Origin of the sequence: uncultured Sphaerochaeta sp. (assembly GCF_963676625.2) — a bacterium.
Taxonomy (GTDB): domain Bacteria; phylum Spirochaetota; class Spirochaetia; order Sphaerochaetales; family Sphaerochaetaceae; genus Sphaerochaeta.
Genome location: NZ_CAXXYB010000001.1, coordinates 329835 through 352450, shown reverse-complemented (window position 1 = coordinate 352450; position 22616 = coordinate 329835). Strand labels below are relative to the sequence as shown.

Sequence of the window (22616 nt, the reverse complement as noted above, 5' to 3'; positions counted from 1 at the left end):
AACCGGCCAGGGCAATAGGCTAATATTGTCCAGAAAGCTACCAATTGCTGGCTGTCCGTTTCTTTTGATAGGTTGGGAATAGACAGGATACGGGATTTTGCTGGAAATTGCGTGTTTCCTGTACTCCATAAAGAGTGTTTTATGCTACTATTGCCACTATGAAAATCATACAGACTGCTGTTGGCAAAAATCAGGTTCCGTTGACTGGATATCTTCAGGATTTTACTCAGGATGGAGGGATTCGCAATATTCGTCCGACGGTGGTGATATGCCCCGGTGGTGCCTATCGCTTTCTTTCTGAACGGGAAAGGGATCCTGTAGCGCTCTATTTCCTTTCCTTGGGATATAACGTATTCATTCTTGATTATTCAGTAAAAGAGGACGCTTCAGGTCTTAACCCTTTGATGGAAGCAAGTGAGGCCTTCATTAAAATACGGGAACATGCAGTCGAATGGATGTGTGATCCCTACCATGTCGCTATTCTTGGTTTCAGTGCAGGAGGACATGTTGCCGCATCCCTTGCCATATTGCATGACCATCCCAGGTTGAAAGCCATATTTGATACCAAAGAAGGCTTGAATAGACCTGACGTTGCCATTCTTTGCTATCCTGTGATCACTACAGGGGAATTGGGGCATCAAGAGAGTATAGATTGGGTAACCGGTAAAAATGAGGAGGACAAGGAGTTGTTTTGCTTGGAGAAGCAAGTGTCTGAATCGACAGTTCCCTGCTTTATCTGGCATACGGTAACCGATCCTTCCGTGCCTGTGGAAAACAGTCTTCAATTGGCCTCTGCGTTGCAAACCTATAAAATTCCCTACGAACTGCATTTGTTTGCACAGGGTGGCCATGGTCTTTCCATGTGCAATCAAGAAGTAGGAACACCCAACCAAGCCTGCCAACAATGGGTTGGTCTTTGCACGACTTGGTTGAATGATCAATTTGACTATACGCTATAGATTTTCAAGCATACCTTCGGCTGCCCTGATTCCGCTGGCCCAGGCCCCGGTTATGCCGCGGCTAGTTCCGGCTCCATCGCCTGCGAACCATACTGATTCCTGAACCCTGAAATGTTCATCCAGATAACTGGGCTTATTTGCATAGAGCTTGATTTCTGGATAATACATGATAGTGGAGGGATGCAGTACACCTGGGACGATGGTATCCAGATTTTTCATGGCCTTCCAGATTGCACGAAGAATTTTAGCTGGCATTGCCAGCGAGATGTCTCCTGGGCAACAGTCCTGCAAGGTCGGGGAGAAGTCATACAAATCTTTGCTGAAACTTTCCTCCCGGCTGCGGGAACCCAATCTAAAATCCCCTACGCGTTGCATCAAGGGCTTTCCTCCTCCCATCAGGTAGGCTTGCAATCCCAGATTTTCCGCAAAAGCCTGTCCGCTAGCCAAGGGGGCCGTAAACCGTACGGTTTTGAGAATCGCAAAGTTGACCAAGCCGTTATCATGGCGAAAATCCGGTGCAAAGGCATGTCCATTGACGGAAAACCATTGGTCGCCCCTACTTGTCGCGTATTTCTCTTTTACCACATGGGCGTTGCCACTATTGGTACAGAAGGTCCTTACCTTTTCAGGAAAGTAGAACTTGGGGTCATAGTAATCCTTGACGATAGGGTAGTGCTCTATTCTGGTCTCCAAGCGTACTCCGATGTCTACGATGTTATCAACGAAAGGAACTTCAAGGGTTGCCATAAGGTCTTGCAAAAAATGGAAGCCTTTTCTTCCCGGTGCAACTAAAAGAGTCTTGTACCTGATCTCTCGTTTTCCTGTTGTTATGAACTTTTCTTTGGAATTGATTTGCTCCATGGCTTCTCCCAGGGCAAGGTCAACTCCTTTTTCAGATAGTTGGGCGAGTAGTTGCTTGATGAGTACCAATCCCCCATCTGTACCTAAATGAGTCTGCTTTATCTGTAGTAGGCTGCATCCAAGGCGATTGGCTCTTTTTTGGTAGGTTGCGATATTGGTTTGTTCAAGGAACTCTGGTTTAAGAAAATTGATTACCTGTTCCAAATACCCATTCGCAACTTCTTCTGTCCAATATTCAACAGGAAATCCAATAGGAAAGGTAAAATTCATCTTGCAATCATTACGCATGCCACCTGTAGAAAACTTTTCCCTATCAAGAATAAGTATCTTTGTGTCCGGTTTTTTTGCAATGATAGTGAAGGCAGCCCCCATACCGGCTGGCCCGCTTCCCACAATAACGACATCATAATGTACCATATCGTAGCCTCCCAAAGAAATTGGAAGGTAGTTCCCTTCCTCAACCATTATTTCAATATTCGCCGAGAAGGTAAAGCCCTGAAAAAAAACGCCACTTATTGATTTTATGAGAAAACAATGGTATTACTCCTAAATAGGAATAATATATCTGAGGTGTTGATGATGTTCATGAGTGTCAGGCAAGCGGCCGAAAAATGGGATATCTCTGAAAGAAGAGTTCGTATCCTTTGCTCAGAAGGGCGAATCGACGGAGTTGTCCGTTCCGGTTGGGCCTGGAATATTCCCGATGTTTCCCCAAAACCGGGGGATGGCCGTCAGCTGAGGCATCTGAAGCATCTTGATCTTCGTTTCGGGGCGATGGATTTCTCCCGGCTTGAAAAGTGGCAACTTGAACTTGCCCAATATGCAGGTGATGAAAACGAATTTTTAGATCTCTACAAAGACATTGTCCTTCACATTCTTGTAAGCAGTTTTTCCTTTGGAGAATTATCTTTCTCGAAAGAAGATTTTTCTCAATTATTTAGCGGAAGACTTGTTTTTGAAAAAGAATTGCCTGTTCAGCTCTTGGCTCTCAATTGTCGAGCCATTTTTCTTAGGTTTATCCAGCAGACAGGTCTGGGACCTTTGAAAGGGCAGAGACGCGAAGGTGCCATGTTTCATGAGCAGAGTCTTGCCTCTTTGTATAAAACCATGATGCAAGGCATTGATGATGAACTTACAGGAGCCTACAGGGAAGCCTTGATTCTCCCTGGAAATCCCCCGCCGAATGATATGCGTGTGTTTTCGGTTTCCGTACAGATGGAAACCTTGGTTACCCAGTATGAGAATGAATGGTCACATTTTCATCCGTTGGTACGTGGATTGTTCCTATTTGGGGAACTACTTCGCATCCGTCCCTTTGGACGATACGATGAAATTTTTGCAACTCTTGTCCTAGGGGGGGAATTGCTTGCCGGTGGATATCCCCCGGCATTTGTAGAAATTTCTCATCTTGATGAATTCAGGGCAGCCTTGTTGCTGACTCGTACACATGGAAATTACCAGAATGCGGTACGCATGCTTGAGCAGTCCTTGTTGTATGAATTCTCACAATTGGCCAAGAAGGAGTCTGATAATGGCTTATGATATATATTTCAAGAATGCCACGATTGTCGATGGAATCGGAAATGATTCCTATGTAGGGGATGTGGCAATCAAGAATGATATGATAGAGAAGATAGGAAAAGGGGAGGGTAATCCTTCCGGGCAAATTTTTGATGCAACAGGCCTGGTTCTTTGCCCTGGATTCATCGATATTCACGCCCATAGCGAATTGGAAGTCTTGCGTGATCCTTCCATGGCAGCAAAAATTGGACAAGGTATTACTACTGAGGTTTCAGGAAACTGTGGTATTGGCGTTTTTCCGGTCAAGAAAGATGATGCAAACCTCTATGGATTCGTAAGGGATGTGCTTGGTTCCTATCCATCTTTTGGCTGGAAAGACTTTTCTCGGTATCTATCCGCCGTTGAAGAGAAAGGAAATGGGACGAATATGGCTTTTCTCCAGTCCCATAGTGCGCTCAGGTGCTATGCCCTCGAGGGCAATCCCAACAGAAGTGCCAATTCAGTGGAAGTGAAAGAGATGTGCAGCCTCCTTGAGGAAAGTTACAAGCAAGGATGCCTGGGCTTTTCCAGTGGATTGTATTATGCCCCCTGCTTGTTTGCAGGAAGGGGAGAACTCATAGCTTTATTGGAAGTCACCAAACGTTACGATCGTCTTTTTGCCGTACATATTCGCTGCGAAGGTGACGATGTCATCGAGGCGCTGCAAGAGGTGCTTGAACTTGCGAAATATACAGGAGTACGTCTTGAAGTAAGTCATCTCAAGGCAATAGGAAGGAATAACCAGCTCTTGATATCCCAGATGCTTTCCATGATCGAGACAGCACGTCTCGATGGCTTGGATGTCCTCTTTGATCAATATCCCTATGAGTATGGGTCGACAAGTCTTTTCAGCTTGCTTCCTCCCCAGTATCTGCGACTTGAGCGAGGAGATTTGCAAACTTTGCTGGGAAGTCCCAAGGAACGAGAAGCAATCAAGGCAATGATGAAAGATCCCCAAGGATGGGACAGCCTGTACGAATTGTGTGGCTGGGATAATATTACCGCCATAACGATGGATAGCAATTCCCAATATGAGGGACTTACGTTCACCGAAATTGCCAATAGGCGCAACCAAGGGCCTTTTGAGGCTTTCTTTGATTTGCTCAAGGAAGAAAAGGGCTCGGCTGTGATGACCGATATCACGGAGAGCCAGGAGTCCTTGAAGAAGATCATGACTCATCCTTTGATGTGTTTTGGAACCGACGCTCTTTATGCAGGGGAAAAATGTCACCCACGATCTTTTCAGGCTGCCATCCATTTTATAGATAAATATTGGAAACAAAAGCAAGTGATGTCCCTGGAACAGATGATTTACAAGATGACCGGGGAAACTGCCTCTCGCTTGGGCTTGAGCGATAGGGGCAGGGTGAAGGAAGGCTACAAGGCTGACCTGGTACTTTTTGATCCAAAAATAATCAAGGACAATTCGTCTGCAAGCAATCCCAAGGCAAAGCCTGATGGCTTGCTCATGGTCTTGGTCAACGGGAAGATAGCACTGAATGACGGAACCCCTACACATTGCTGTGCAGGGGTGATATTGAAAGCCTGAGATCTCCGTCTATGCAAAGTGGTTGAGAAATTTCTTGGTCCTTGGATTCTGGGGATTATTGAACAAATCCAAGGGTTTCCCCTCTTCGACGATCTGTCCGTCATCCATGAAAATAACCCTGTCCGAGATATCCCTGGCGAAAGCCATTTCGTGGGTAACGACAATCATGGTCATTTTTTCCTGTGCAAGGGATTTGATTACGTTCAAGATTTCACCGGTCAATTCTGGGTCGAGTGCACTGGTCGGTTCATCAAAACAGAGAACTTCCGGCTTGAGGGCAAGGGCCCGTGCTATCGATACCCGTTGTTGCTGTCCTCCCGACAGTTGACAAGGATAGGCCAAAGCCTTTTCCTCAAGGCCCATTTTTTTCAAGAGATTCCGGGCAGTTTCCTCAGCTTCTTGCTTTGATTTTTTCAACACAAAAACCTGGGCTTCGGTAATGTTTTTCAGTACATTCATGTGAGGGAATAAGTTGAAGTTCTGGAAAACCATTCCGCAATGGAGCCTGACATTCTTAAGGGTGTCCTTGCCGGCATATTGAACCATGTGTTGGGAGTTTGTTGTAACCATGGTATCACCACAAACTGAAATTGAGCCACCATCAATGGTTTCCAGTTGGTTGATGCAACGAAGCATGGTACTTTTCCCGCTTCCTGACGGACCTATGATGGAAAGCACCTCTCCCTTTTGCAAGGTAAAGGAGATACCCTTGAGTACTCCCAGTCCATCAAATCCTTTCTCTAGGTTCTCAACAGAAATAATATGCATCCTTGGCTCCCTAATTATAGTAATTGAGTTTTACTTCAAGCCTATCGAAGAGCTTGGATACCAAGCCATTCATCAAAAAATAGAAAATTCCTGCAATGAAAATGGGCATTGTCGAAAACTGTCTGGCAGATGCATTCTGTGCAACCCTGAATAATTCCGCGACTCCGATGGTCTGGGCAAGGGCTGTATCCTTGACCAAGGTGATTACTTCATTGCCCATCGCAGGAATGATCCTTTTGACCACCTGCGGTGCTATGATGTGGGTGAAGGTATGCGCCTTGGAAAAACCAAGGACATGACTGGCTTCATATTGGCCTTTTGGTATTGCCTGTACTCCGCCACGATAGATTTCCGCAAAATAAGCCGCATAGTTGATGACAAATCCTACGATAACTGCAGTAAAACGATCATAGGAAGCCCCAAAAATATAATAAGGGGCAAAATAAACGAATATGAGCTGAAGAATAAGGGGTGTTCCCCTCATAATCATGATATAGATAGTGACAAAAGATGAAACCAATCGGTTTTTTGACATTCGTCCTTTGGCTACCAGCATGCCCAGAGGTAGGGCGAAGATCAAGGTCAAAATAAATATCTTCAGGCTGACAAGGGTTGCTCCCAGCATCTGCAAAAGCAGTTGTCCCATAGTGTTCTCCTATTGGTTCCAAGGGTAAAAAGGCCTTCTCCCGGAAAAAAAAGAAAGCGGGGAGCTTGACTCCCCGCCATCATATCATCAATCGTTATTTTCCGACAACCGTGATATCGGCACCGAACCATTGTGTTGCAATCTTTGCAAGAGTTCCGTCCTTGTCCATTGCGACAAGTTGATTCCACACTCCGTCGGCTAGCTGCTGCTCCCCCTTGCGAAATCCTACACCGTAGTCTTCACTGGTAAGGGTCTCTTTGAGGATCATGAAATCCTTGCCACTGCGGTTGATATTATCGTTTGCGACCAGAAGATCGATGACCAATGCATCGATGCCTCCGATTTCAAGATCCATCAAGCCTGTGAGGTTTTCCTTGAATTCGATGATTTGCTTAAGGGATTTCTTGAACTCCGGATTGCCATCGACAGCCTCCGCGGCAGAAGAACCTGCTTGGTAACCAATCGTTTTACCGGCAAGGGAAGCAAGGGAGGTAAAGGAAGAACCTTTCTTGACAACTACCACCTGTGCATTGCTTACATAGGGTTTGGTGAAGGTCATATTGGCCAAGCGGTCGGATGTAATGGTGAAGCCATTCCAGATGCAATCGATGTTGCCTGTGTTCAGTTCTTGTTCCTTTGCATTCCAGTCGATGGGTTGGAAGACAGCCTTGATATCCAAGCGGCTACATACTTCCTTGGCAAGGTCTACATCGAATCCAACAATTTCATTGTTTTCGTCGCGAAATCCCATTGGAGGAAAGGAATCATCAAGACCTACGACCAACTGTCCCTTAGCAAGGACTTTCTGTAGGGAATTATCCGTGCCCTGTTCCTTTGTGCCGGCGGCAAACAAAGTGGACATCGAAAAAAGAACTGCTACGAGAACAAGTGTTGTTTTTTTCATTATGTATCTCTCCTAAAAGCGAATATCCCAAAGTGTGTGTTGGGAAGTTTTGGAAAGTGTACCGTGATTAGATCAAAATATCCAGACATAATGCATAATTATTCACTTGATGTATATTATTTATGGCAAGTTCCCGAAAACTCACATCCCTTGCAACCCGAAGAGGGACAGGTATGGTTTCCATCGCAGGAAGCGATGCATTTCTTGCATGAGCCGCAACCGCCTTCCTTCCTTTGTCTGTAGATGGTCCGGATTGCCAGGCCAAGGAAAAGGACGATCACCAAAGCAACAATGATATTAGCAAGTACTGTCATGGACAAACCTCACAGAATAAGAAGCCCGACCCCATAGGTAAGGAGGGCAATGAAATAGGCGAATCCTGTTTGCCATAGAATGGCAAAAAAGAATTTTCTTTTGCTTCCCAACTCCTTGGCCATTGCACTCAAGGCTGCGATACAGGGAGAGGAGATGAGAATGAAGACCATAAAGGAAAGAGCCGAGGCAGAGGTGAAAAAGGTTGTCAGACCACCAGTACCAATGGTAACGCTTAATGTACTTACTATTGATTCCTTGGCGGCTATTCCTGTCAACAAGGCAACGCTGGCCTGCCAGAAACCGAAGCCCAGGGGACGGAAGATGGGCGCGATGATTTTTCCGATCATTGCAAGCATGCTTTGTTCAGATGAAACGGCCTGGAGGGTGAATGAATAGGATTGCAAAAGGTAGATGATGGCAGAGGAGAGGAGAATTACCGTTCCTGCCTTGAGAATAAAACCTCTGATTCGTTCTTTGGTTTGCAACCATACATTTTTTGGGGTCGGTATCTGATATCTTGGGAGTTCAAGGATGAATGCGTTCTTTTCCTTATGCCTGTCCAGGGCTTGGCTTAGCAGTCCTGTGGCGACAACAGCCAGAATACCGAGAAAATAAACAAGAGGGGCAATATACCACTTTCCTTGGAAGAAGTAGGCGATCATCAAGGCAAAGATAGGCATCTTGGCTCCGCACGGAATGAAAGGAGTTACGATGACCGTCAATTCTCTTTGTTTCTGGTGTTCGATGGTTCTGCTGCACATAATCGCCGGCACCGAGCAGCCGGTGCCTATGACCAAGGGAATGATCGACTTTCCTGAAAGCCCGATGGCTCTCATGATTCTGTCCATGATGAATGCGATACGGGCCATGTAGCCGCAATCCTCAAGGATGCTCAAAAGCAGGAATAAGACAAAAAGTTGGGGGACAAAGGTAAGTACACTTCCCACTCCGGCAATAATGCCATCGGTGAGGAGTCCCGAGAGCAAGGGAATTACCCCGATTGATTGCAAAAAGGCCTGCAGGGATTGACTGAGCCATCCAAACGCCGATTCCAGCCAGCCTGTCGTAATTCCACCGACCAAGCCAATGGAGAGGTAGAATACTGCTGACATGATGGCAATGAAGAGAGGAATGGCGCCCCATTTACTGGTGGCTATGGTGTCGAAGGTAAATTTTTTCTTTTGCTCGATCTTGGTTTGGCAGTCCTTGGAAATTTTTTCAGCTACTTTATAACGTTGGTCGATGATGATAGCCTCAAGGTCATCATTATAATGTTCCTTCAGGGCAATTCGTGCAGATTCCAGGGTTTTTTCTGTTTCCTGGGGGATTGGAGGCATCGTGGAAAGAAAAAGTTCATCTTCCTCGAGTAGCTTGATGGCAGCCCAGCGAGGAGGTCGTCCTTTGGGAATGGTATGCAAGTAGTCATCTTCTACGATCTTGTTTATGTATCGTTCGACTGTGTTGGAAAAGAGGGGCAGGGCAGGGAGTTTGCCGGAAACAAGTATCTTTTCCACTTCCTTTGCGAAGTCACTGAGTCCTATTCCCCGGCTTGCCGCGATTTGCACGGCAGGACAACCAGTCATCATGGAGAGTATCTTTGTATCTATGGTAATTCCTTCCTTTTCAAGAAGGTCTCCCATGTTCAATACAAGAAGAACTGGATGTCCCAGTTCCGTCAACTGGGTTGTCAGGTAGAGGCTTCGTTCAAGGTTGGTTGCATCGATAAGGTCCACGATAAGATCCGGGCCCTCATCCAAGATGTATTTTCTGGTTAATTTTTCCTCAGGAGAATAGGGAGATAGTGAATATATTCCAGGAAGATCAAGGATTCTGTTTCCCTTCCACAGCCCTTCCTTCTTTTCAACCGTGACTCCAGGCCAATTGCCAACATAGGCAGTTGTCCCCGTCAACTGGTTGAACAAGGTAGTCTTGCCACAGTTGGGGTTACCAACCAAAACTATTGTTTTCATTGATTACCTCAACTCTATTACACTTGCCTCAGCTTTTCTCAAGCAGAGATTGTATCCTCTCAGTTCGACTTCCATGGGGTCTCCTAGTGGAGCCATCTTCACTACATTGACATTGACGCCCTTGGTAAAGCCCATATCCATCAGTCGTCTTTTTAATTGTTTCGGTGCATTTATGAAATCAATTGCAGCACTTTGGCCGATTGTGAGCTGATCCATTGTTTTTGCCATGTTTTATCTTTTCCTCTGTGTTTGCGTACATAAGTTAGCTTAAACAAACATCCGTGTCAATGCCTTTTTCTTTCTTTTCCTATCGTCCAGGGAATTGATGACAAATGTAAGGATGCGTGATACCATCGTTTTATGCACAAATCAGGTGAAGACTATCTAGAGGCCATTTTAGCTATTGGTCAGGACAAAGAAAAAGTAAGGACGACGGATGTCTCCTTGCGCCTAGGTGTCTCCAAACCAAGTGTGAACAGGGCAATGAAGGTTCTTGGTGCCGATGGGTATGTAAGCCAACAAGCCTATGGGGATATTGAGTTGACTGAAAAGGGAAGGATCAAAGCTTCCCAGGTTTATTTTCGTCATAAGACCCTCACGAGTTTTCTTCAGGATATCCTGGGCGTGGATCCCATTATTGCTGAACAGGATGCCTGCCTGATCGAACATGATATTTCCAGTGAAACGATGGAGAAGCTTGCCTCATATATGCGAACTGTACATACAATACAGGACTGAAGTTGCTTTATAACAATCTTGCTATCAATGAGACCCTTTTGGGGTCTTTTTTTGTTTAGTAAACCAAACTCTTCCAAGTATGCAAAAACCGTTATAAAAATGATACTCAAGGCATAGGAATAATACCGGAAGATATCCTTGATTCAGTCACAAAAATGGGTCAATAAACACAAAATCTTTGGATTGTGAAATATGATTAACAAGGTAAACTATACATGTAGCAAGACTTTAGGAGGTCTTTATGAAGAAAACGTTTGTTCTCTTGGCTGCTTGTGTGTTGGCCATGCCTCTTTCTTTGTTCGCCCAAGGCGCAAAGGAAACCGTCGTAGATGAAAATGCCCCTGTTACCATCCAGTATTGGACCCATGAGGATCCGGCACGAACAGCTCTTGAAACGGAGTTGATCAACCAGTTCATGGCCGCGAACCCGAACATTACCGTAGTCAGGTCCACCCAGGCTTCCGTAAAACAGATTGAACTCGTCCAAACGGCCTTTGCAGCCAATCAGGGACCGGATATGTTCAATCTGCCCATCGAGAATCAGTATGCCTACATTACCAACAAGCGCGTTGCCCCTGTTGACTACAAGGCGGCCGGCTATGCCAGCAAGCAGGATTTGCTGGATAAGTATGCTCCCGGCGTTCTCGATGCAGTTACCGTCGACGGTGAAATCTATGGTTTGCCCCTTGAACTCACCAACTGGAGTATATATCTCAATAAGAAGGTTTTCCGTTCTGCCGGTCTCGATCCTGAAAAGGATTATCCCAAGACTTGGGAAGAGATGGCTGATATTTCCGAGAAACTCGTTATCCGTGATGGCGACATCCTTGTCCGCCGTGGGTATGATTTCAGGTATCCCTATTATCTGACTTTCTTTGTTCCTATGGTAGAACAACTTGGCGGCGAATTGCTCAGTGCCGACGGCAAGACTGCCATTATCGGTGACGATGCCTGGATCAAAGTTCTTACCTATATGCAACAGTGGGGTCCAAGTGGACGTAACCTCGGTTCCCCGACCTACAAGAATGCCCGTAACCTCTTTAATCAGGATAACAATGATATCGCCATGGCCCATACCGGACTCTACCAGGAAGGTCGTATTGAAAAGGACAATCCTGAATTCTTTAAAAGCGGCGAATGGATGGTCATTCCGTTCCCTACCTTCAAGGATGCTGTAAAAGATGTGGCTTCCTGCTTCTATGGCCATTATTTCATGGTAAATGTCGATTCTAGCCCTGCGGTCCAGAAAGCGGCTTGGAAACTCTCTGGCTTCCTGCTTAGCCATGGGGAGGATTATCTTACCCGTGGTGGAAACATCATCCAGCCTACCAAGGCCCTGATAGCTTCCGACACGTTGAAGAATATGCCCTATAGTAGTGTATTCATCAATGATATGGCCCGTGCCCACATGATTTATTACGGTGAAAACTCCGCTCAGATCCAGACACTGATTCGCAATGCCGTTGAATCGGTAATGCTTAGTGGAGTGAGTCCAGAAAAGGCTCTTGCCACTCTCAGAGCATCTGTTCAGGAAGTCATTGACGAGCAATAGCATCAGTTTTTTCCATTCTGCCGGGGCTGTTCCCGGCAGAAGTTTTTTCCTTATTCCTTATCTTTTGCACTGATGATTGCTTCCTTCTTGAAGCTTTCAAATTCAAATGTACATACACCATTACTATCAGGACAGAATTTGTCCTTTTCCTAGGAGTAGATTACCATGGGTTCAAAAAAAAGCTACGGCATCGAAAAGAAACAGGCGCATTGGGGTTTTGCCTTTGTTGTTCCCTCCCTGATATTCTTTTCTGTATTCAGTTTTTACCCGATTCTCAATGCTTTCTATACCAGCTTTTTCAATAAGAAGGCTTTGAGCAAGGCGGCTCCTGATTTTCTGGGATTGGGAAATTATGCCCGACTTTTCAATCCGGCTACCTCAGGAAATGAGTTATCATTCCTTAATTCCTTGAAATCAACACTGGTGTTTACTGTTGGCACTTTTATTCCTCTTTTGATTGTCAGTTTGTTGTTGGCTGTGTTTATCAGCAATCTTTCCAAAAACAGTACCAAGAAATTCTTGCAAATTGCCTATTATTGTCCTGCCATTCTGTCCTCGGTCGTCGCTGCCGCCATTTGGATGATTATCTTTGACCCCAGGGGACTTGGCAACCAATGGGTGAATAACCTGATGCATACCCCGGGAGTGGACCATAGATGGTTGGTGGACCCAGTCATGGAACAAGTTTCCACCATGGTCATCTATTTTTGGAAATACATAGGATATTTTGTCATCCTCTTTATTACAGGATTGGCTTCCATTCCCCCTACAATCTATGAAGCGGCGACCATTGATGGTTCAAACAAATGGAATAGCTTCTGGAGAATAACCCTTCCTTTGCTCAAACCAACGGTTGTCTTGGTCTCTGTCATGGCAATGTTGCAGTGCCTGAAGACTTTCAGCACCCAATATATGTTGTATACCAATGGTGCCCCCCGGGCTCCTATCAATGTCATCACGTTCAATATCTATGTAACCGGTATTCAGCAGCAATATCTTGGAAGGGCAAGTGCAATGAGTGTAGTGCTCTTTATCCTGATGTTGATCCTTACGTTGGTCCAATTCAAGACGACCAACAGTGACAGCGTGGAATATTAGGAGAACAAGATGCAGATACAAAAGAAAATTACCCTATCTCGCGTGGTTATCGATATTGTCCTCCTGGGAATGCTCATTTTTACCTTGATGCCCATCATGTTCATGATTACCGCATCAGTGATGACTTCCAGGGAAATCTTGCAGATGCCTTATCGTTGGATTCCCAAGGAATTCAATTGGGTGAATTTTGCCAAGGCAATCCAAGGAAATGATAAGACCTATGTTTTTGTTCGCAATATCACAAACTCCCTGATCATCAGCATTGCCGTTGCAATTACTACCGTTCTCATAGCCTCTCTTACAGGTTATGGGTTGGCAAAGTTCAAGTTTCGGGGACGCAATACCGTTTTTATGATGATCATGGCTACCATGATGATTCCCTTTGAAGCCATCATGATTCCCCTTTACATGGTGGTAATGAAACTCCATATCCAGAATTCCTATATTGGCTTGATCCTTCCGTTCTTGGTGAGTGCTTTCGGAGTGTTCCAGATGAAACAATATCTAACTACGTTTCCCACCGAATTCCTGGATGCCTCCCGGGTAGACGGAATGGGCGAGCTTGGTATTTTCTGGAAGATTGTTTTCCCCAACTGTAAACCAGTCATTGCAACCTTGGCCATTCTTTCCTTCAGGAGCCAGTGGGATAATCTGCTTTGGCCCCTATTGGTCAGCCAGAGTGATAATATGAAGACAATTCCACAGTATATCTCCACCTTTGCCCAGGAAAGAAGTACCGATGAAGGTGCAATGATGGCAGCTGCCCTTGTCGCCTCAATACCGATGTTTATTCTTTTTATGTCACTTACAAAATATTTCATCGGTGGTTCTGCCGTATATGAATCAAGGAAGGGTTAATCATGGTAGATCGTTGTTGTTTGGATTTTTCACTCTCTTCTTTTCCCGGACAGGAAGAATTTGAGAGACTGCTTGCCTCCCATGGCGTTCCAGTAGATCATTATCCTTTTCGTGAGGATTCTCTTTCCACTAATCGGTGTTTGTTGGTCTCCGATAGCCAAGAGCGTCTTGATAGGGCAAAAAAGGGAGGCTTTTGTACCTTGGGTATCGGCTCTTCCCTGATTGCCGACCATATCGCCTCTTCATTGGAAGATGAGCGCGTCTTCCGCCCGTTGTTTACCCTCTGGAGTGATTCAAGGGAAGGTTGCCAACTTTTTATTTTTGATATGGGAAATGTAATTATCAAGAATATCCGTACGCTGAAGAAGATTGTCAGGCATTGGCATCTTCCCGAGCAGGAATTCATGGAGGACTTCAGGGGGTATGATGCACCCTTGATGGATGGTTTTATATCTACAAGCCAATATTGGGCCCATGTAGAACATAAATTTGGCATTCGGGTAGAGGGAGAACCTTTTGCTCAGGAATTCAAGCCGATTTTCAACGATGAAATGGTTGCCGTTCTCAAACAGTTGCATCAGGAAGGCAAACGTATTGTCTGTGGTTCCAATACCTTTGCTCCCCATTGGGAAATCATAGAGAGGATGGGAGCCCTTGCCTTGTTTGACAGGGCCTATGCTTCTCATGAAATGGGAATCTCAAAACCGGCCAGCCAATTCTTCACCTACATACTGAACAAGGAAGGCTATGAAGCGAAGGATGTCTATTTCGTGGATGACTACGAGGAGAACATCGAAAGCGCCTCCAAGATGGGGATTCATTGCCTGCTGTATGCAGATGGTGGGATGAAGAGTGGCTCAGAAAAGCTGCAGGAAGTGTTTGGGAGTAAGTAAGGTTGCAGCATCTACCGTATATTTTGGTAGTAAAGAAAGGCACCCCTTCGTCAAAAATCTGACGAAGGGGTGCTTTTCTGTATTGTTAGTCAACTATTTGCCGCTATGCTCATCCCTGTACTGGGTAGGGGTAACTCCTGAGAAACGCTTGAATATCTTTGCAAAGTAACCGGGGGTGGGGAATCCGCAACTTGTTGCAATCTCTCCGATGTTTCTCTTGGGGTCCTTCATCAAGTCCACTGCCTTGTTGATTCTCCAGGCGTTGAGATATTGGAGAAAATTGAGTCCTGTCACTTCCTTGAACAGTCTGGAAAGATGACTTTCCGAAAGTTCCAGGAAAGCAGCTGCCTCCTGCAAACCCACCGGTGAGGAATAATTTTGGGAAATAAAGCCAATGGTGCTGTCGATGACATGGTTGTTCACTCCATGAGGAAGAGGAATGAGTTCGGAAGTCGACACACTCCTGGTAGTTCTCAGCTGTTCAAAATCCTTGTCTTCCTCTTCCAATTTCTTGACTAGATTGGAAAGGGTTTCTTCAAGCTCCACATCATCGATGGGCTTGAGCAAGTAATCGAAAACCCCCAGACGGATAGCTTGCTTCATGTAATTGAAATCTGTATGTCCGCTGAGGATAATGGCATGGTTGATCGGACAACGGGAAAGCATGGTCAATCCATCAATCCCTGGCAATCTGATGTCAGTGATGACAATATCGGGTTCATATTGCTTGATGAGCTTTTCCCCCTCGATCCCATCAGAAGCAGTTGCAACCAGGTCCAATCCCAGAAGTTCCCAACGAATGGAAGCTACAAGTTCTTCTCTGACGATTTTCTCATCTTCTATAAAAATAACACTATAACTCATGCTGTACTCCCTTCTCTTGCCTATCAGGAAACGATATAAAAACTTGTGTCCCTTCTCCTTCCCTTGAGGTAATGGAAAATGTCATGGATTTCCCATATTTCAGGAACAGGCGACGATACACATTGTATACACCAACGTGGGTTGAATTTGCAAGGTCATCGAGGTTCTCTGGAAGGCTTCCTTGCGGAAATCCGATGCCGTCATCCTCTATAGTGATATAAATCCGTTCATCTTTTCGTTTGATAATCACTGAAAGATTCCAATTGCCCGCCTTGGGTTCAAGGCCATGGACGATTGAATTCTCCACCAGAGGTTGGATTATGAGTTTTGGTGTCATTATTTGTTTACAAGAATCATCAATTTCCCAATGAATGTTGAGCTTTTCCCCAAAACGGATTTTTTGGATTGTCAGGTAAGAATCGACAAGAGACATGCTTTCCTCCAGTGTACACTCACTTTTATGGTTATCGATCGTCGATCTGAGCAATTTCCCCAGCTTGATAGTAATGGTATAGATCTCTTCCTCCCCATGCATCTTTGCCAGGGCCTTTATCGTGTTGAGGGTATTGAAGAGAAAATGTGGGTTCATTTGGCTTTCTAGGGCTTTGCGTTCAGCTTCTGCCAGATTTTCCTGCTCCTCCCTGGTAATGTCCAATAAGCTGATGATTTGCAATACCATGGCGTTGAAAGAATGGTCCAATTGGGAGAATTCCAGAATTTCCGTATCCTTTTGGTTGGTTTTGAGATTGCCTTCCTCAACCTGTTTCATCGATGAAGCCAAATTTTCGATGGGGATGGAAATGGTACGGGAAAAAAAGAAGGCGAGGATTGTCGCAAGAGTGACTCCTATACCCATCATAAGGGCAAAGACAAATATCCATTGGTTGAGGTTTTCTTGGAAGGGAACCGAGGAAATGGATCCAACAAGGCTCAAGGGAGTTCCAATAATTGGTTCAATTGCCAGGATTGTATCGTTGTATTGTTTCATTCCCCTTGAAAAATTACCTTTCAATTCAGCAAGTATCGGGAAAAGATCAAAGGTCCCGTGTTTTTCAGGGTGAATGAGGGAGGTAGCATAGAACTGTGAGGTGTCCACCAATAATTCTTCACCCAACGACAGGGTTTCCACTAGGGTAGGGGCAATTGCCTCAGAATAGATATCCAATACAAGGTATCCATAGTTTACTCCGTCCTTGTCATAGACACGGCGTAGGATGGAGGCGATTACCAATTTTCCTATAGTTGTCATCCGCGGGCTGTTTATGGTAATTATTGAGGCCGTAGGAGAAGCTTTTTCGTTTTGTGCTATGACATTGTTCAAATCCCAGTCGTTTCCCTGGTAACGTAGGTCATAGACTTGCGGGAAGTCGTGGGTCGATACTCTTACCTTTCCTGAATTGCTTACGAGACTGACGCTTGCGAGGTAGGTATCTCCCTTCATGACATCAAATAAAAATTGATAGAGTTGCCGTGAGGAGGATGAGTTTGCATCCAGGGAATCTTCTTCGAGGATAGAGACGACCAAAGAATTTGTGGAAATCATATAAGCTTTATGTCTGTAGGCTTCCAAGGTAGAGGAAAGTTCAAGTGCATCCTTTCTTACCAATTCACTTGTTTGGTTCTTGAGGTAACGTGCTTGGTTTCTGCTTCCTGATAGGGTATAATAAGAAAAGAAAAGCCCAAGGGGAATGATAAGGACTACTATGAAGTTTGATAAAAGCTTTGTAAAAAGAGATTTCCTTTTCTTTTTCCGAGAGGTGTTTTCCATGGATGGAAGTGTACTTGTAAACCCTGACCGGTGCAATATATTTTGCATTTAAGAATTTTTGTTGCATAAAAATTCAATTTATTGAATATGATGGGTTGACAAGACTAGGGGAAGCGAGATAAAAACATAGAAAGGCATTCTACGCCGCTTTTTGAGGAGTGAATCGTGAAAGCGTTTGCAAGGCAGGTGTTTCAAAAACACTGGACATTTGAAAGGAATCGGATGATGCAGGAAAGCAATGTTACCTGTATCATGACTTCTGCCTCTCGTACTTCTTCTTTGTCTTCTTTGCTAGTCAGCAACACCCTTCTTTCAACCCTAAATCTCCTCCTTCTAGTCTTCCCCCTCGTAATTATTCTAATAGTAGTAAGCATTATTATTCTATAACCACGGCTGCGGAAAGTTTTTTCCGTACGGTCCGTGGAAAACTCCCCATCTGAGGGAGCAATAGCTTATACCCAAATAGCATTACGAAGGAGTCAAAAATGCATAATAGTGAAGAACGTTACACCTTAGCCATATTGGTCAATAACCATGCCGGTGTCTTGATGCGGGTCGTCTCGTTGTTTAGCCGCAGGGGATACAATATTGATTGCCTTTCTGTTGGCGAAACCGAGAATGAAGCTTTTAGCCGAATCACGATTGTTGTTAGCGGAGATCGTGCAGTCGTAGACCAGATCAAGAAACAGGTCGGAAAACTTGTTGATGTGAAACGGGTCTACGAAATGGCTCAGACCAAATCCTTGCAACGTGAGTTGGTGATGGTCAAGGTAAGTACCAAGGATACCCTCAGGACCCAGGTTGTGGAACTTGCGGAAATTTTCAAGGCAAAGATCATCGACGTCACTGCCTCGACGGTAACCTTGGAAATGACAGGGAGCCTTGACAAGATACAATCATTTTTGGATCTCATGCTCCCGTACGGTATTGTGGAAATGGCCCGTACCGGTATTACGGCCCTTGAACGTGGAGCCCGTCCATTGAGTGAAATCAGCTTTAGTGAAGATGACAATTAGTATGCAACGCCAGTTAGGCGCTTACGATATTAAGGCCTGAAGGCCGGAGGACAGAAAACTATGAGCACTATGTATTACGAATCTGATGCGGATCTCTCGAGGCTTGAAAAGAAGAAGGTCGCCATCATCGGGTATGGCAGCCAAGGACATGCCCATGCCTTGAACTTGCACGAAAGCGGTGTGGATGTGGTTGTTGGACTGTATAAAGGTTCACCGAGCTGGGCCATTGCAGAGGAAGCCGGTTTGCAGGTTACCACAGCTGCCGAGGCCGCAAAGATGGCCGATGTCATCATGTTGTTGCTCCCTGATGAAAAACAATCAAAGATTTACTACGAGAGCATTCTTCCTGGCCTTACCAAGGGAAAATATCTCGCTTTTGCCCATGGCTTCAATATTCACTTCGGACAGATCAAGCCACCAGCTGATGTCAATGTCATCATGATAGCTCCCAAAGGTCCTGGCCATACGGTTCGTTCCCAATTCCAGGAAGGCAAGGGTGTTCCCTGTCTCATTGCAATCAGTCAGGACCCCAGCGGGGATTCCAAGGACATCGCTTTGGCTTATGCCAAGGGACTTGGTGCCGGACGTGCCGGAATTTTCGAGACTTCTTTCAAGGAAGAGACAGAAACTGACCTCTTTGGTGAACAAGCGGTTCTCTGTGGCGGTGTCTCCGCTCTGATCAAGGCTGGATTCGATACTCTTGTTGAAGCAGGCTACCAACCTGAAATGGCTTATTTTGAATGTTGCCATGAGATGAAACTCATTGTTGACCTGATCAACCAAGGTGGTCTTTCCTACATGCGTTATTCGATTAGCGACACTGCTGAATACGGAGATTACATCACCGGAAGCAAGATCATAACCGATGATACCAAGAAGGCCATGAAAGATGTCCTTACCGATATCCAGGAAGGGACCTTTGCTCGCAACTGGCTTTTGGAAAACCAGGTAAATAGACCCTATTTCAATGCAAAGAAGCGAATTGAATCAGAAAGCCTCCTAGAATCAACAGGCAAGAAACTCCGTTCGTTGATGAGCTGGCTGAAGAAATAATTTTGTATTTTGCAAACACCTAGAGGGAAGGACACTATGGAAAAAGAACGAATCTTTATCTTTGACACTACATTGAGAGACGGCGAGCAAGCCCCTGGCTACAGCATGAACTTGGACGAGAAAATTCGCATGGCCTTGCAGCTAGAATCTCTCGGTGTGGATATCCTGGAAGCTGGATTTGCCATAGCGTCCCCCGGTGATTTTGCAAGTGTGCAGGCTATCAGCCGTACGGTGAAAAAAGTGACCGTCGCTGCACTTGCGAGAGCCCTGCAAAAGGATATCGATGCTGCCTGGGAAGCTGTGAAGGATGCCCAACGGCCAAGGGTTCATACCTTCTTGGCCACCAGCGATATCCATTTGCAATATAAATTGAAAATGAGCAGGGAACAAGCCTTGGAAAAAGCGATAAAGATGGTTGGTTATGCTCGCAATCTTTGTCCTGAAGTTGAATTTTCCTGTGAGGATGCCTCCCGTACCGACCTGGATTATTTATGCAAGGTTGTGGAATCTGCCATATCCGCAGGAGCTACCATTATCAATCTCCCCGATACCGTCGGGTATGCAACCCCTGAGGACACCTTCAAGATGGTCAGTTCTGTCATGAACAGGGTTCCCAATATGGACAAGGCAATCATTGCCGTCCATTGTCATAATGACCTGGGGCTGGGAGTAGCCAATACCCTTGCCGGTATCAAAGCCGGTGCACGTCAGGCCGAATGTACCATGTGTGGTATCGGAGAGCGTTCCGGCAATGCTTCGCTTGAGGAACTGGCAATGGTAATGAGAACGAGGAACGATGAATATCCCTTTGTCTCCAACCTCAAGACCGAGGAAATCTATCGATCTGCCCGATTGCTTTCTTCCATTACCGGGGTGAAAATTTCCCCGTCCAAGGCAATTGTCGGTGCAAATGCATTTGCCCATGAAAGTGGAATCCACCAGCATGGGATGATGGCAAATAGCCTTACCTATGAAATCATGACCCCGGAGAGTGTCGGGGTACTCACCACCTCTCTTGTGCTGGGTAAGCATAGCGGGCAGCATGCTTTTGAGAAAAGACTGGAGGATCTGGGCTATACGCTGAACAGCGAGGAAGTTTCCAGGCTCTTTGGTGAATTCAAGAACCTTGCCGACAGGAAAAAAACAATTACTGACAAGGATATCATTGCCTTGGCCGAAAGTACCAGCAGTCCCTCGGCCATTACGTGGGAACTCGATTCCTTTGTGGTCAACAGTGGAAACCTGATGACCAGTACGGCTTGTGTTACCTTGTGCAAAGGCGAGAAGAAGTATCAGGAGGTTGCCTGTGGAACAGGCCCTGTGTATGCCTCCCTCAGGGCGGTGGAAAAAATAATCCGACATCCCTTTGGTCTGGAGGATTACAGCTTGCAAGCAGTGACCGAGCATCGTGATGCTCTTGGTGAGGTCTTGGTCAAGATCAGCGACGAACGGGGTTGCTACCGTGGTCGAGGGGTGAGTACCGATGTCATTGAAGCTTCCATTCTGTCTTGTCTTGCCGCGGTGAATCGTATGCTGGATGAATCCTTGCCTCCCGCAGGATCTGGGGTGAAAGCCTCTTCCCTGAATTTTTTCGAGAACGATATGCTCAGTGAGCATAGTGACAAGAATAAGGGAGATGCCCATGATGCATGAAATCGATTTGTTCGATTCCACGCTTCGCGATGGCAGTCAGGGTGAGGGAATCAGTTTTTCCGTGGAAGACAAGATCAAGATTGTGCTTGCCTTGGATTCTTTGGGAGTCAGATACATTGAGGCCGGCAACCCTGGATCGAATCCCAAAGACTTGGAATTTTTCCAGAAAGCCCGCGATTTGCATCTGAAACATGCAAAACTGGTTGCTTTTGGCTCTACCCGACGAAAAGGTATCAGCTCGGCAGAAGATGCAAACCTTGCTTCCTTGGTTGCCAGCAAGACAGATACGGTCTCCATCTTCGGCAAGAGTTGGGATTTTCAGGTGACCGAGATCATTCGTACGGATCTTGACGAGAATATACAGATGATTGAGGATAGCATTCGTTTTGTTTGCGATACGGGTAGTGAGGTTTTCTTCGATGCAGAGCATTTCTTTGATGGCTATCTGGCTAACCCTTCCTATGCAATCGACACACTGAACGCTGCCCTTGCGGGGGGAGCCTCCACCTTGGTCTTGTGTGATACCAGAGGTGGTGTCCTGCCAGAGACCATAGGACGCATCACTGCCGAAGTTGCATCCATTTTCCCTGGCATTCCCTTGGGAATCCATGCCCATAACGATATCGATTGTGCGGTTGCCTCCTCGTTGGCCGCAGTCGAGGCGGGGGCCAGGCAAGTCCAGGGAACCTTGCTTGGGTTCGGGGAACGCTGTGGCAATGCCTGTCTCTTCTCGATAGCTGGAGTGCTCTCCACCAAGATGGGATATGACTGTCTCAGTGGCCAAAGTCTCGAGCAATTGACTGGAATCTCGCGTAAGATCGCTGAGATCAGCAATGTAAGGATCAGCCATTCAGCACCCTTTATCGGGGTGAGTGCCTTTGCCCACAAGGGAGGCATGCATATTGACGGGGTTTCGAAAAATCCAAGTTCCTTCGAGCATATCGATCCTGTCTCTGTAGGCAATGAGCGAAGGCTCCTGATGAGTGAAGTTGCAGGTCGGGCCCTTATGCTCAAACGTATCAACAAAGTAGCTCCTGAATTGGAAAAGGATGACCCTGTTACAATATCCTTGATGGACGAGATGAAACGACTGGAAGCTGAAGGATATCAATTTGAAGGAGCCGAGAGTTCGTTCGATTTGGTTATTCGCCGGCATCTCAAGTTGTATAAACCGTTTTTTACCTTGGTGCATTACCAGACTTTGGGAAGCAGTCCCTATTTGGATCCGCTCAGTGAGGCTTCGCATGCCGCGGTGGTCAAGGTGAAGGTCAAAGGTGAAAGCGCAATAACGGCAGCGGAAGGGGAAGGGCCCGTAAATGCCCTTGACCAGGCTTTGCGTAAGGTCCTGGAGCAGTTTTACCCGACCCTCAAGAGTGTGCACCTTACCGATTACAAGGTCCGGGTCCTGGATTCTGCGGGGGCGACAGCCTCCAAGGTTCGCGTCTTGATCGAATCCACCGACGGGAAAGCGACTTGGTCGACCATTGGAGTGAGCAAAGACATCATCGAGGCTAGCTGGCTGGCTTTGAGTGACAGTATCGAATATAAATTAATCGCCGATGGGATTGCTCCCTCGGACGATACCAACTAA

Annotated in this window: 21 protein-coding genes; 12 read left to right on the top strand and 9 right to left on the bottom strand. The window is 45.9% G+C overall.

Going from position 1 to position 22616, the window contains the following annotated elements; translation table 11 throughout:
* Positions 1-158 precede the first annotated feature (158 nt).
* Entirely contained in the window at positions 159-959 is an 801-nt protein-coding gene (locus tag ACHZBG_RS01620) for an alpha/beta hydrolase (RefSeq protein ID WP_394699298.1), read from the top strand.
* Here ACHZBG_RS01620 and ACHZBG_RS01615 read toward each other — a convergent pair.
* Entirely contained in the window at positions 954-2237 is a 1284-nt protein-coding gene (locus ACHZBG_RS01615) for an NAD(P)/FAD-dependent oxidoreductase (protein WP_320127691.1), read from the bottom strand. The genes ACHZBG_RS01620 and ACHZBG_RS01615 overlap by 6 nt on opposite strands.
* 168 nt (positions 2238-2405) lie before the next feature.
* On the opposite strand from ACHZBG_RS01615, the gene ACHZBG_RS01610 reads away from it, so the two are divergent.
* Positions 2406-3362, top strand: coding sequence for a hypothetical protein (locus tag ACHZBG_RS01610; RefSeq protein ID WP_320127690.1), 957 nt, complete (start codon positions 2406-2408; stop codon positions 3360-3362).
* Complete coding sequence (locus ACHZBG_RS01605; RefSeq protein ID WP_320127689.1) at positions 3352-4929, top strand: D-aminoacylase; 1578 nt, start codon at positions 3352-3354, stop codon at positions 4927-4929. The genes ACHZBG_RS01610 and ACHZBG_RS01605 overlap by 11 nt, the downstream gene beginning before the upstream one ends.
* Positions 4930-4938: 9 nt before the next feature.
* On the opposite strand, the gene ACHZBG_RS01600 is transcribed toward ACHZBG_RS01605, so the two are convergent.
* The 6 genes from ACHZBG_RS01600 to ACHZBG_RS01575 all read right to left on the bottom strand — a co-directional run bounded on the left by ACHZBG_RS01600 (position 4939) and on the right by ACHZBG_RS01575 (position 9760).
* Complete coding sequence (locus tag ACHZBG_RS01600; RefSeq protein WP_320127688.1) at positions 4939-5697, bottom strand: amino acid ABC transporter ATP-binding protein; 759 nt, start codon at positions 5695-5697, stop codon at positions 4939-4941.
* A 10-nt stretch (positions 5698-5707) separates the two neighbouring features.
* Entirely contained in the window at positions 5708-6343 is a 636-nt protein-coding gene (locus ACHZBG_RS01595; RefSeq protein WP_320127687.1) for an amino acid ABC transporter permease, read from the bottom strand.
* 94 nt (positions 6344-6437) lie between these two features.
* Positions 6438-7247 (bottom strand): amino acid ABC transporter substrate-binding protein, encoded by an 810-nt coding sequence (locus ACHZBG_RS01590; protein WP_320127686.1) that lies wholly within the window; start codon positions 7245-7247, stop codon positions 6438-6440.
* A 116-nt stretch (positions 7248-7363) separates the two neighbouring features.
* A complete protein-coding gene (locus ACHZBG_RS01585; protein ID WP_320127685.1) occupies positions 7364-7561 on the bottom strand; it encodes a FeoB-associated Cys-rich membrane protein in 198 nt (65 codons plus the stop codon).
* 9 nt (positions 7562-7570) lie between these two features.
* The gene (gene feoB, locus ACHZBG_RS01580; RefSeq protein ID WP_320127684.1) at positions 7571-9532 is read right to left on the bottom strand and encodes a ferrous iron transport protein B; all 1962 of its coding nucleotides are present in this window, start codon (positions 9530-9532) and stop codon (positions 7571-7573) included.
* A gap of 3 nt (positions 9533-9535) precedes the next feature.
* Positions 9536-9760 (bottom strand): ferrous iron transport protein A, encoded by a 225-nt coding sequence (locus tag ACHZBG_RS01575; protein ID WP_320127683.1) that lies wholly within the window; start codon positions 9758-9760, stop codon positions 9536-9538.
* A gap of 132 nt (positions 9761-9892) precedes the next feature.
* Here ACHZBG_RS01575 and ACHZBG_RS01570 point away from each other — a divergent pair, with 132 nt between their 5' ends.
* From ACHZBG_RS01570 to ACHZBG_RS01550, 5 genes are all read left to right on the top strand, one after another.
* Complete coding sequence (locus ACHZBG_RS01570) at positions 9893-10270, top strand: metal-dependent transcriptional regulator (RefSeq protein WP_320127682.1); 378 nt, start codon at positions 9893-9895, stop codon at positions 10268-10270.
* Positions 10271-10511: 241 nt separating this feature from the next.
* A complete protein-coding gene (locus ACHZBG_RS01565; RefSeq protein WP_320127681.1) occupies positions 10512-11822 on the top strand; it encodes an extracellular solute-binding protein in 1311 nt (436 codons plus the stop codon).
* A 165-nt stretch (positions 11823-11987) separates the two neighbouring features.
* On the top strand, positions 11988-12920 hold the full coding sequence (locus ACHZBG_RS01560; RefSeq protein WP_320127680.1) for a sugar ABC transporter permease: 933 nt from the start codon (positions 11988-11990) through the stop codon (positions 12918-12920).
* A 9-nt stretch (positions 12921-12929) separates the two neighbouring features.
* On the top strand, positions 12930-13778 hold the full coding sequence (locus ACHZBG_RS01555) for a carbohydrate ABC transporter permease (protein WP_320127679.1): 849 nt from the start codon (positions 12930-12932) through the stop codon (positions 13776-13778).
* A 2-nt stretch (positions 13779-13780) separates the two neighbouring features.
* Positions 13781-14671 carry an HAD-IA family hydrolase gene (locus ACHZBG_RS01550; protein WP_320127678.1) on the top strand — a complete coding sequence of 297 codons (891 nt, stop codon included), beginning with the start codon at positions 13781-13783 and terminating at the stop codon, positions 14669-14671.
* Positions 14672-14764: 93 nt separating this feature from the next.
* On the opposite strand, the gene ACHZBG_RS01545 is transcribed toward ACHZBG_RS01550, so the two are convergent.
* Positions 14765-15535 carry a helix-turn-helix domain-containing protein gene (locus ACHZBG_RS01545; RefSeq protein WP_320127677.1) on the bottom strand — a complete coding sequence of 257 codons (771 nt, stop codon included), beginning with the start codon at positions 15533-15535 and terminating at the stop codon, positions 14765-14767.
* Positions 15525-17303: a sensor histidine kinase gene (locus ACHZBG_RS01540; RefSeq protein WP_320127676.1), complete on the bottom strand. Its 1779-nt coding sequence runs from the start codon at positions 17301-17303 to the stop codon at positions 15525-15527. Before ACHZBG_RS01540 ends, ACHZBG_RS01545 begins: the two co-directional genes overlap by 11 nt.
* Positions 17304-17788: 485 nt before the next feature.
* Here ACHZBG_RS01540 and ilvN point away from each other — a divergent pair, with 485 nt between their 5' ends.
* From ilvN to cimA, 4 genes are read left to right on the top strand one after another with little or no spacing between them, the layout of a single operon-like run.
* On the top strand, positions 17789-18319 hold the full coding sequence (gene ilvN, locus ACHZBG_RS01535) for an acetolactate synthase small subunit (RefSeq protein ID WP_320127675.1): 531 nt from the start codon (positions 17789-17791) through the stop codon (positions 18317-18319).
* Positions 18320-18379: 60 nt separating this feature from the next.
* Positions 18380-19372 (top strand): ketol-acid reductoisomerase, encoded by a 993-nt coding sequence (gene ilvC, locus ACHZBG_RS01530; RefSeq protein WP_320127674.1) that lies wholly within the window; start codon positions 18380-18382, stop codon positions 19370-19372.
* A gap of 36 nt (positions 19373-19408) precedes the next feature.
* On the top strand, positions 19409-21025 hold the full coding sequence (locus ACHZBG_RS01525; protein ID WP_320127673.1) for a 2-isopropylmalate synthase: 1617 nt from the start codon (positions 19409-19411) through the stop codon (positions 21023-21025).
* Positions 21015-22616 (top strand): citramalate synthase, encoded by a 1602-nt coding sequence (cimA, locus tag ACHZBG_RS01520; protein WP_320127672.1) that lies wholly within the window; start codon positions 21015-21017, stop codon positions 22614-22616. The genes ACHZBG_RS01525 and cimA overlap by 11 nt, the downstream gene beginning before the upstream one ends.

Excerpts from the sequence above, each read along its gene's own strand:
- ACHZBG_RS01620 (WP_394699298.1), top strand. The coding sequence starts at position 159 with ATGAAAATCATACAGACTGCTGTTGGCAAAAATCAGGTTCCGTTGACT.
- ACHZBG_RS01615 (WP_320127691.1), bottom strand. The coding sequence starts at position 2,237 with ATGGTACATTATGATGTCGTTATTGTGGGAAGCGGGCCAGCCGGTATG.
- ACHZBG_RS01610 (WP_320127690.1), top strand. The coding sequence starts at position 2,406 with ATGAGTGTCAGGCAAGCGGCCGAAAAATGGGATATCTCTGAAAGAAGA.
- ACHZBG_RS01605 (WP_320127689.1), top strand. The coding sequence starts at position 3,352 with ATGGCTTATGATATATATTTCAAGAATGCCACGATTGTCGATGGAATC.
- ACHZBG_RS01600 (WP_320127688.1), bottom strand. The coding sequence starts at position 5,697 with ATGCATATTATTTCTGTTGAGAACCTAGAGAAAGGATTTGATGGACTG.
- ACHZBG_RS01595 (WP_320127687.1), bottom strand. The coding sequence starts at position 6,343 with ATGGGACAACTGCTTTTGCAGATGCTGGGAGCAACCCTTGTCAGCCTG.
- ACHZBG_RS01590 (WP_320127686.1), bottom strand. The coding sequence starts at position 7,247 with ATGAAAAAAACAACACTTGTTCTCGTAGCAGTTCTTTTTTCGATGTCC.
- ACHZBG_RS01585 (WP_320127685.1), bottom strand. The coding sequence starts at position 7,561 with ATGACAGTACTTGCTAATATCATTGTTGCTTTGGTGATCGTCCTTTTC.
- feoB (WP_320127684.1), bottom strand. The coding sequence starts at position 9,532 with ATGAAAACAATAGTTTTGGTTGGTAACCCCAACTGTGGCAAGACTACC.
- ACHZBG_RS01575 (WP_320127683.1), bottom strand. The coding sequence starts at position 9,760 with ATGGCAAAAACAATGGATCAGCTCACAATCGGCCAAAGTGCTGCAATT.
- ACHZBG_RS01570 (WP_320127682.1), top strand. The coding sequence starts at position 9,893 with ATGCACAAATCAGGTGAAGACTATCTAGAGGCCATTTTAGCTATTGGT.
- ACHZBG_RS01565 (WP_320127681.1), top strand. The coding sequence starts at position 10,512 with ATGAAGAAAACGTTTGTTCTCTTGGCTGCTTGTGTGTTGGCCATGCCT.
- ACHZBG_RS01560 (WP_320127680.1), top strand. The coding sequence starts at position 11,988 with ATGGGTTCAAAAAAAAGCTACGGCATCGAAAAGAAACAGGCGCATTGG.
- ACHZBG_RS01555 (WP_320127679.1), top strand. The coding sequence starts at position 12,930 with ATGCAGATACAAAAGAAAATTACCCTATCTCGCGTGGTTATCGATATT.
- ACHZBG_RS01550 (WP_320127678.1), top strand. The coding sequence starts at position 13,781 with ATGGTAGATCGTTGTTGTTTGGATTTTTCACTCTCTTCTTTTCCCGGA.
- ACHZBG_RS01545 (WP_320127677.1), bottom strand. The coding sequence starts at position 15,535 with ATGAGTTATAGTGTTATTTTTATAGAAGATGAGAAAATCGTCAGAGAA.
- ACHZBG_RS01540 (WP_320127676.1), bottom strand. The coding sequence starts at position 17,303 with ATGGAAAACACCTCTCGGAAAAAGAAAAGGAAATCTCTTTTTACAAAG.
- ilvN (WP_320127675.1), top strand. The coding sequence starts at position 17,789 with ATGCATAATAGTGAAGAACGTTACACCTTAGCCATATTGGTCAATAAC.
- ilvC (WP_320127674.1), top strand. The coding sequence starts at position 18,380 with ATGAGCACTATGTATTACGAATCTGATGCGGATCTCTCGAGGCTTGAA.
- ACHZBG_RS01525 (WP_320127673.1), top strand. The coding sequence starts at position 19,409 with ATGGAAAAAGAACGAATCTTTATCTTTGACACTACATTGAGAGACGGC.
- cimA (WP_320127672.1), top strand. The coding sequence starts at position 21,015 with ATGATGCATGAAATCGATTTGTTCGATTCCACGCTTCGCGATGGCAGT.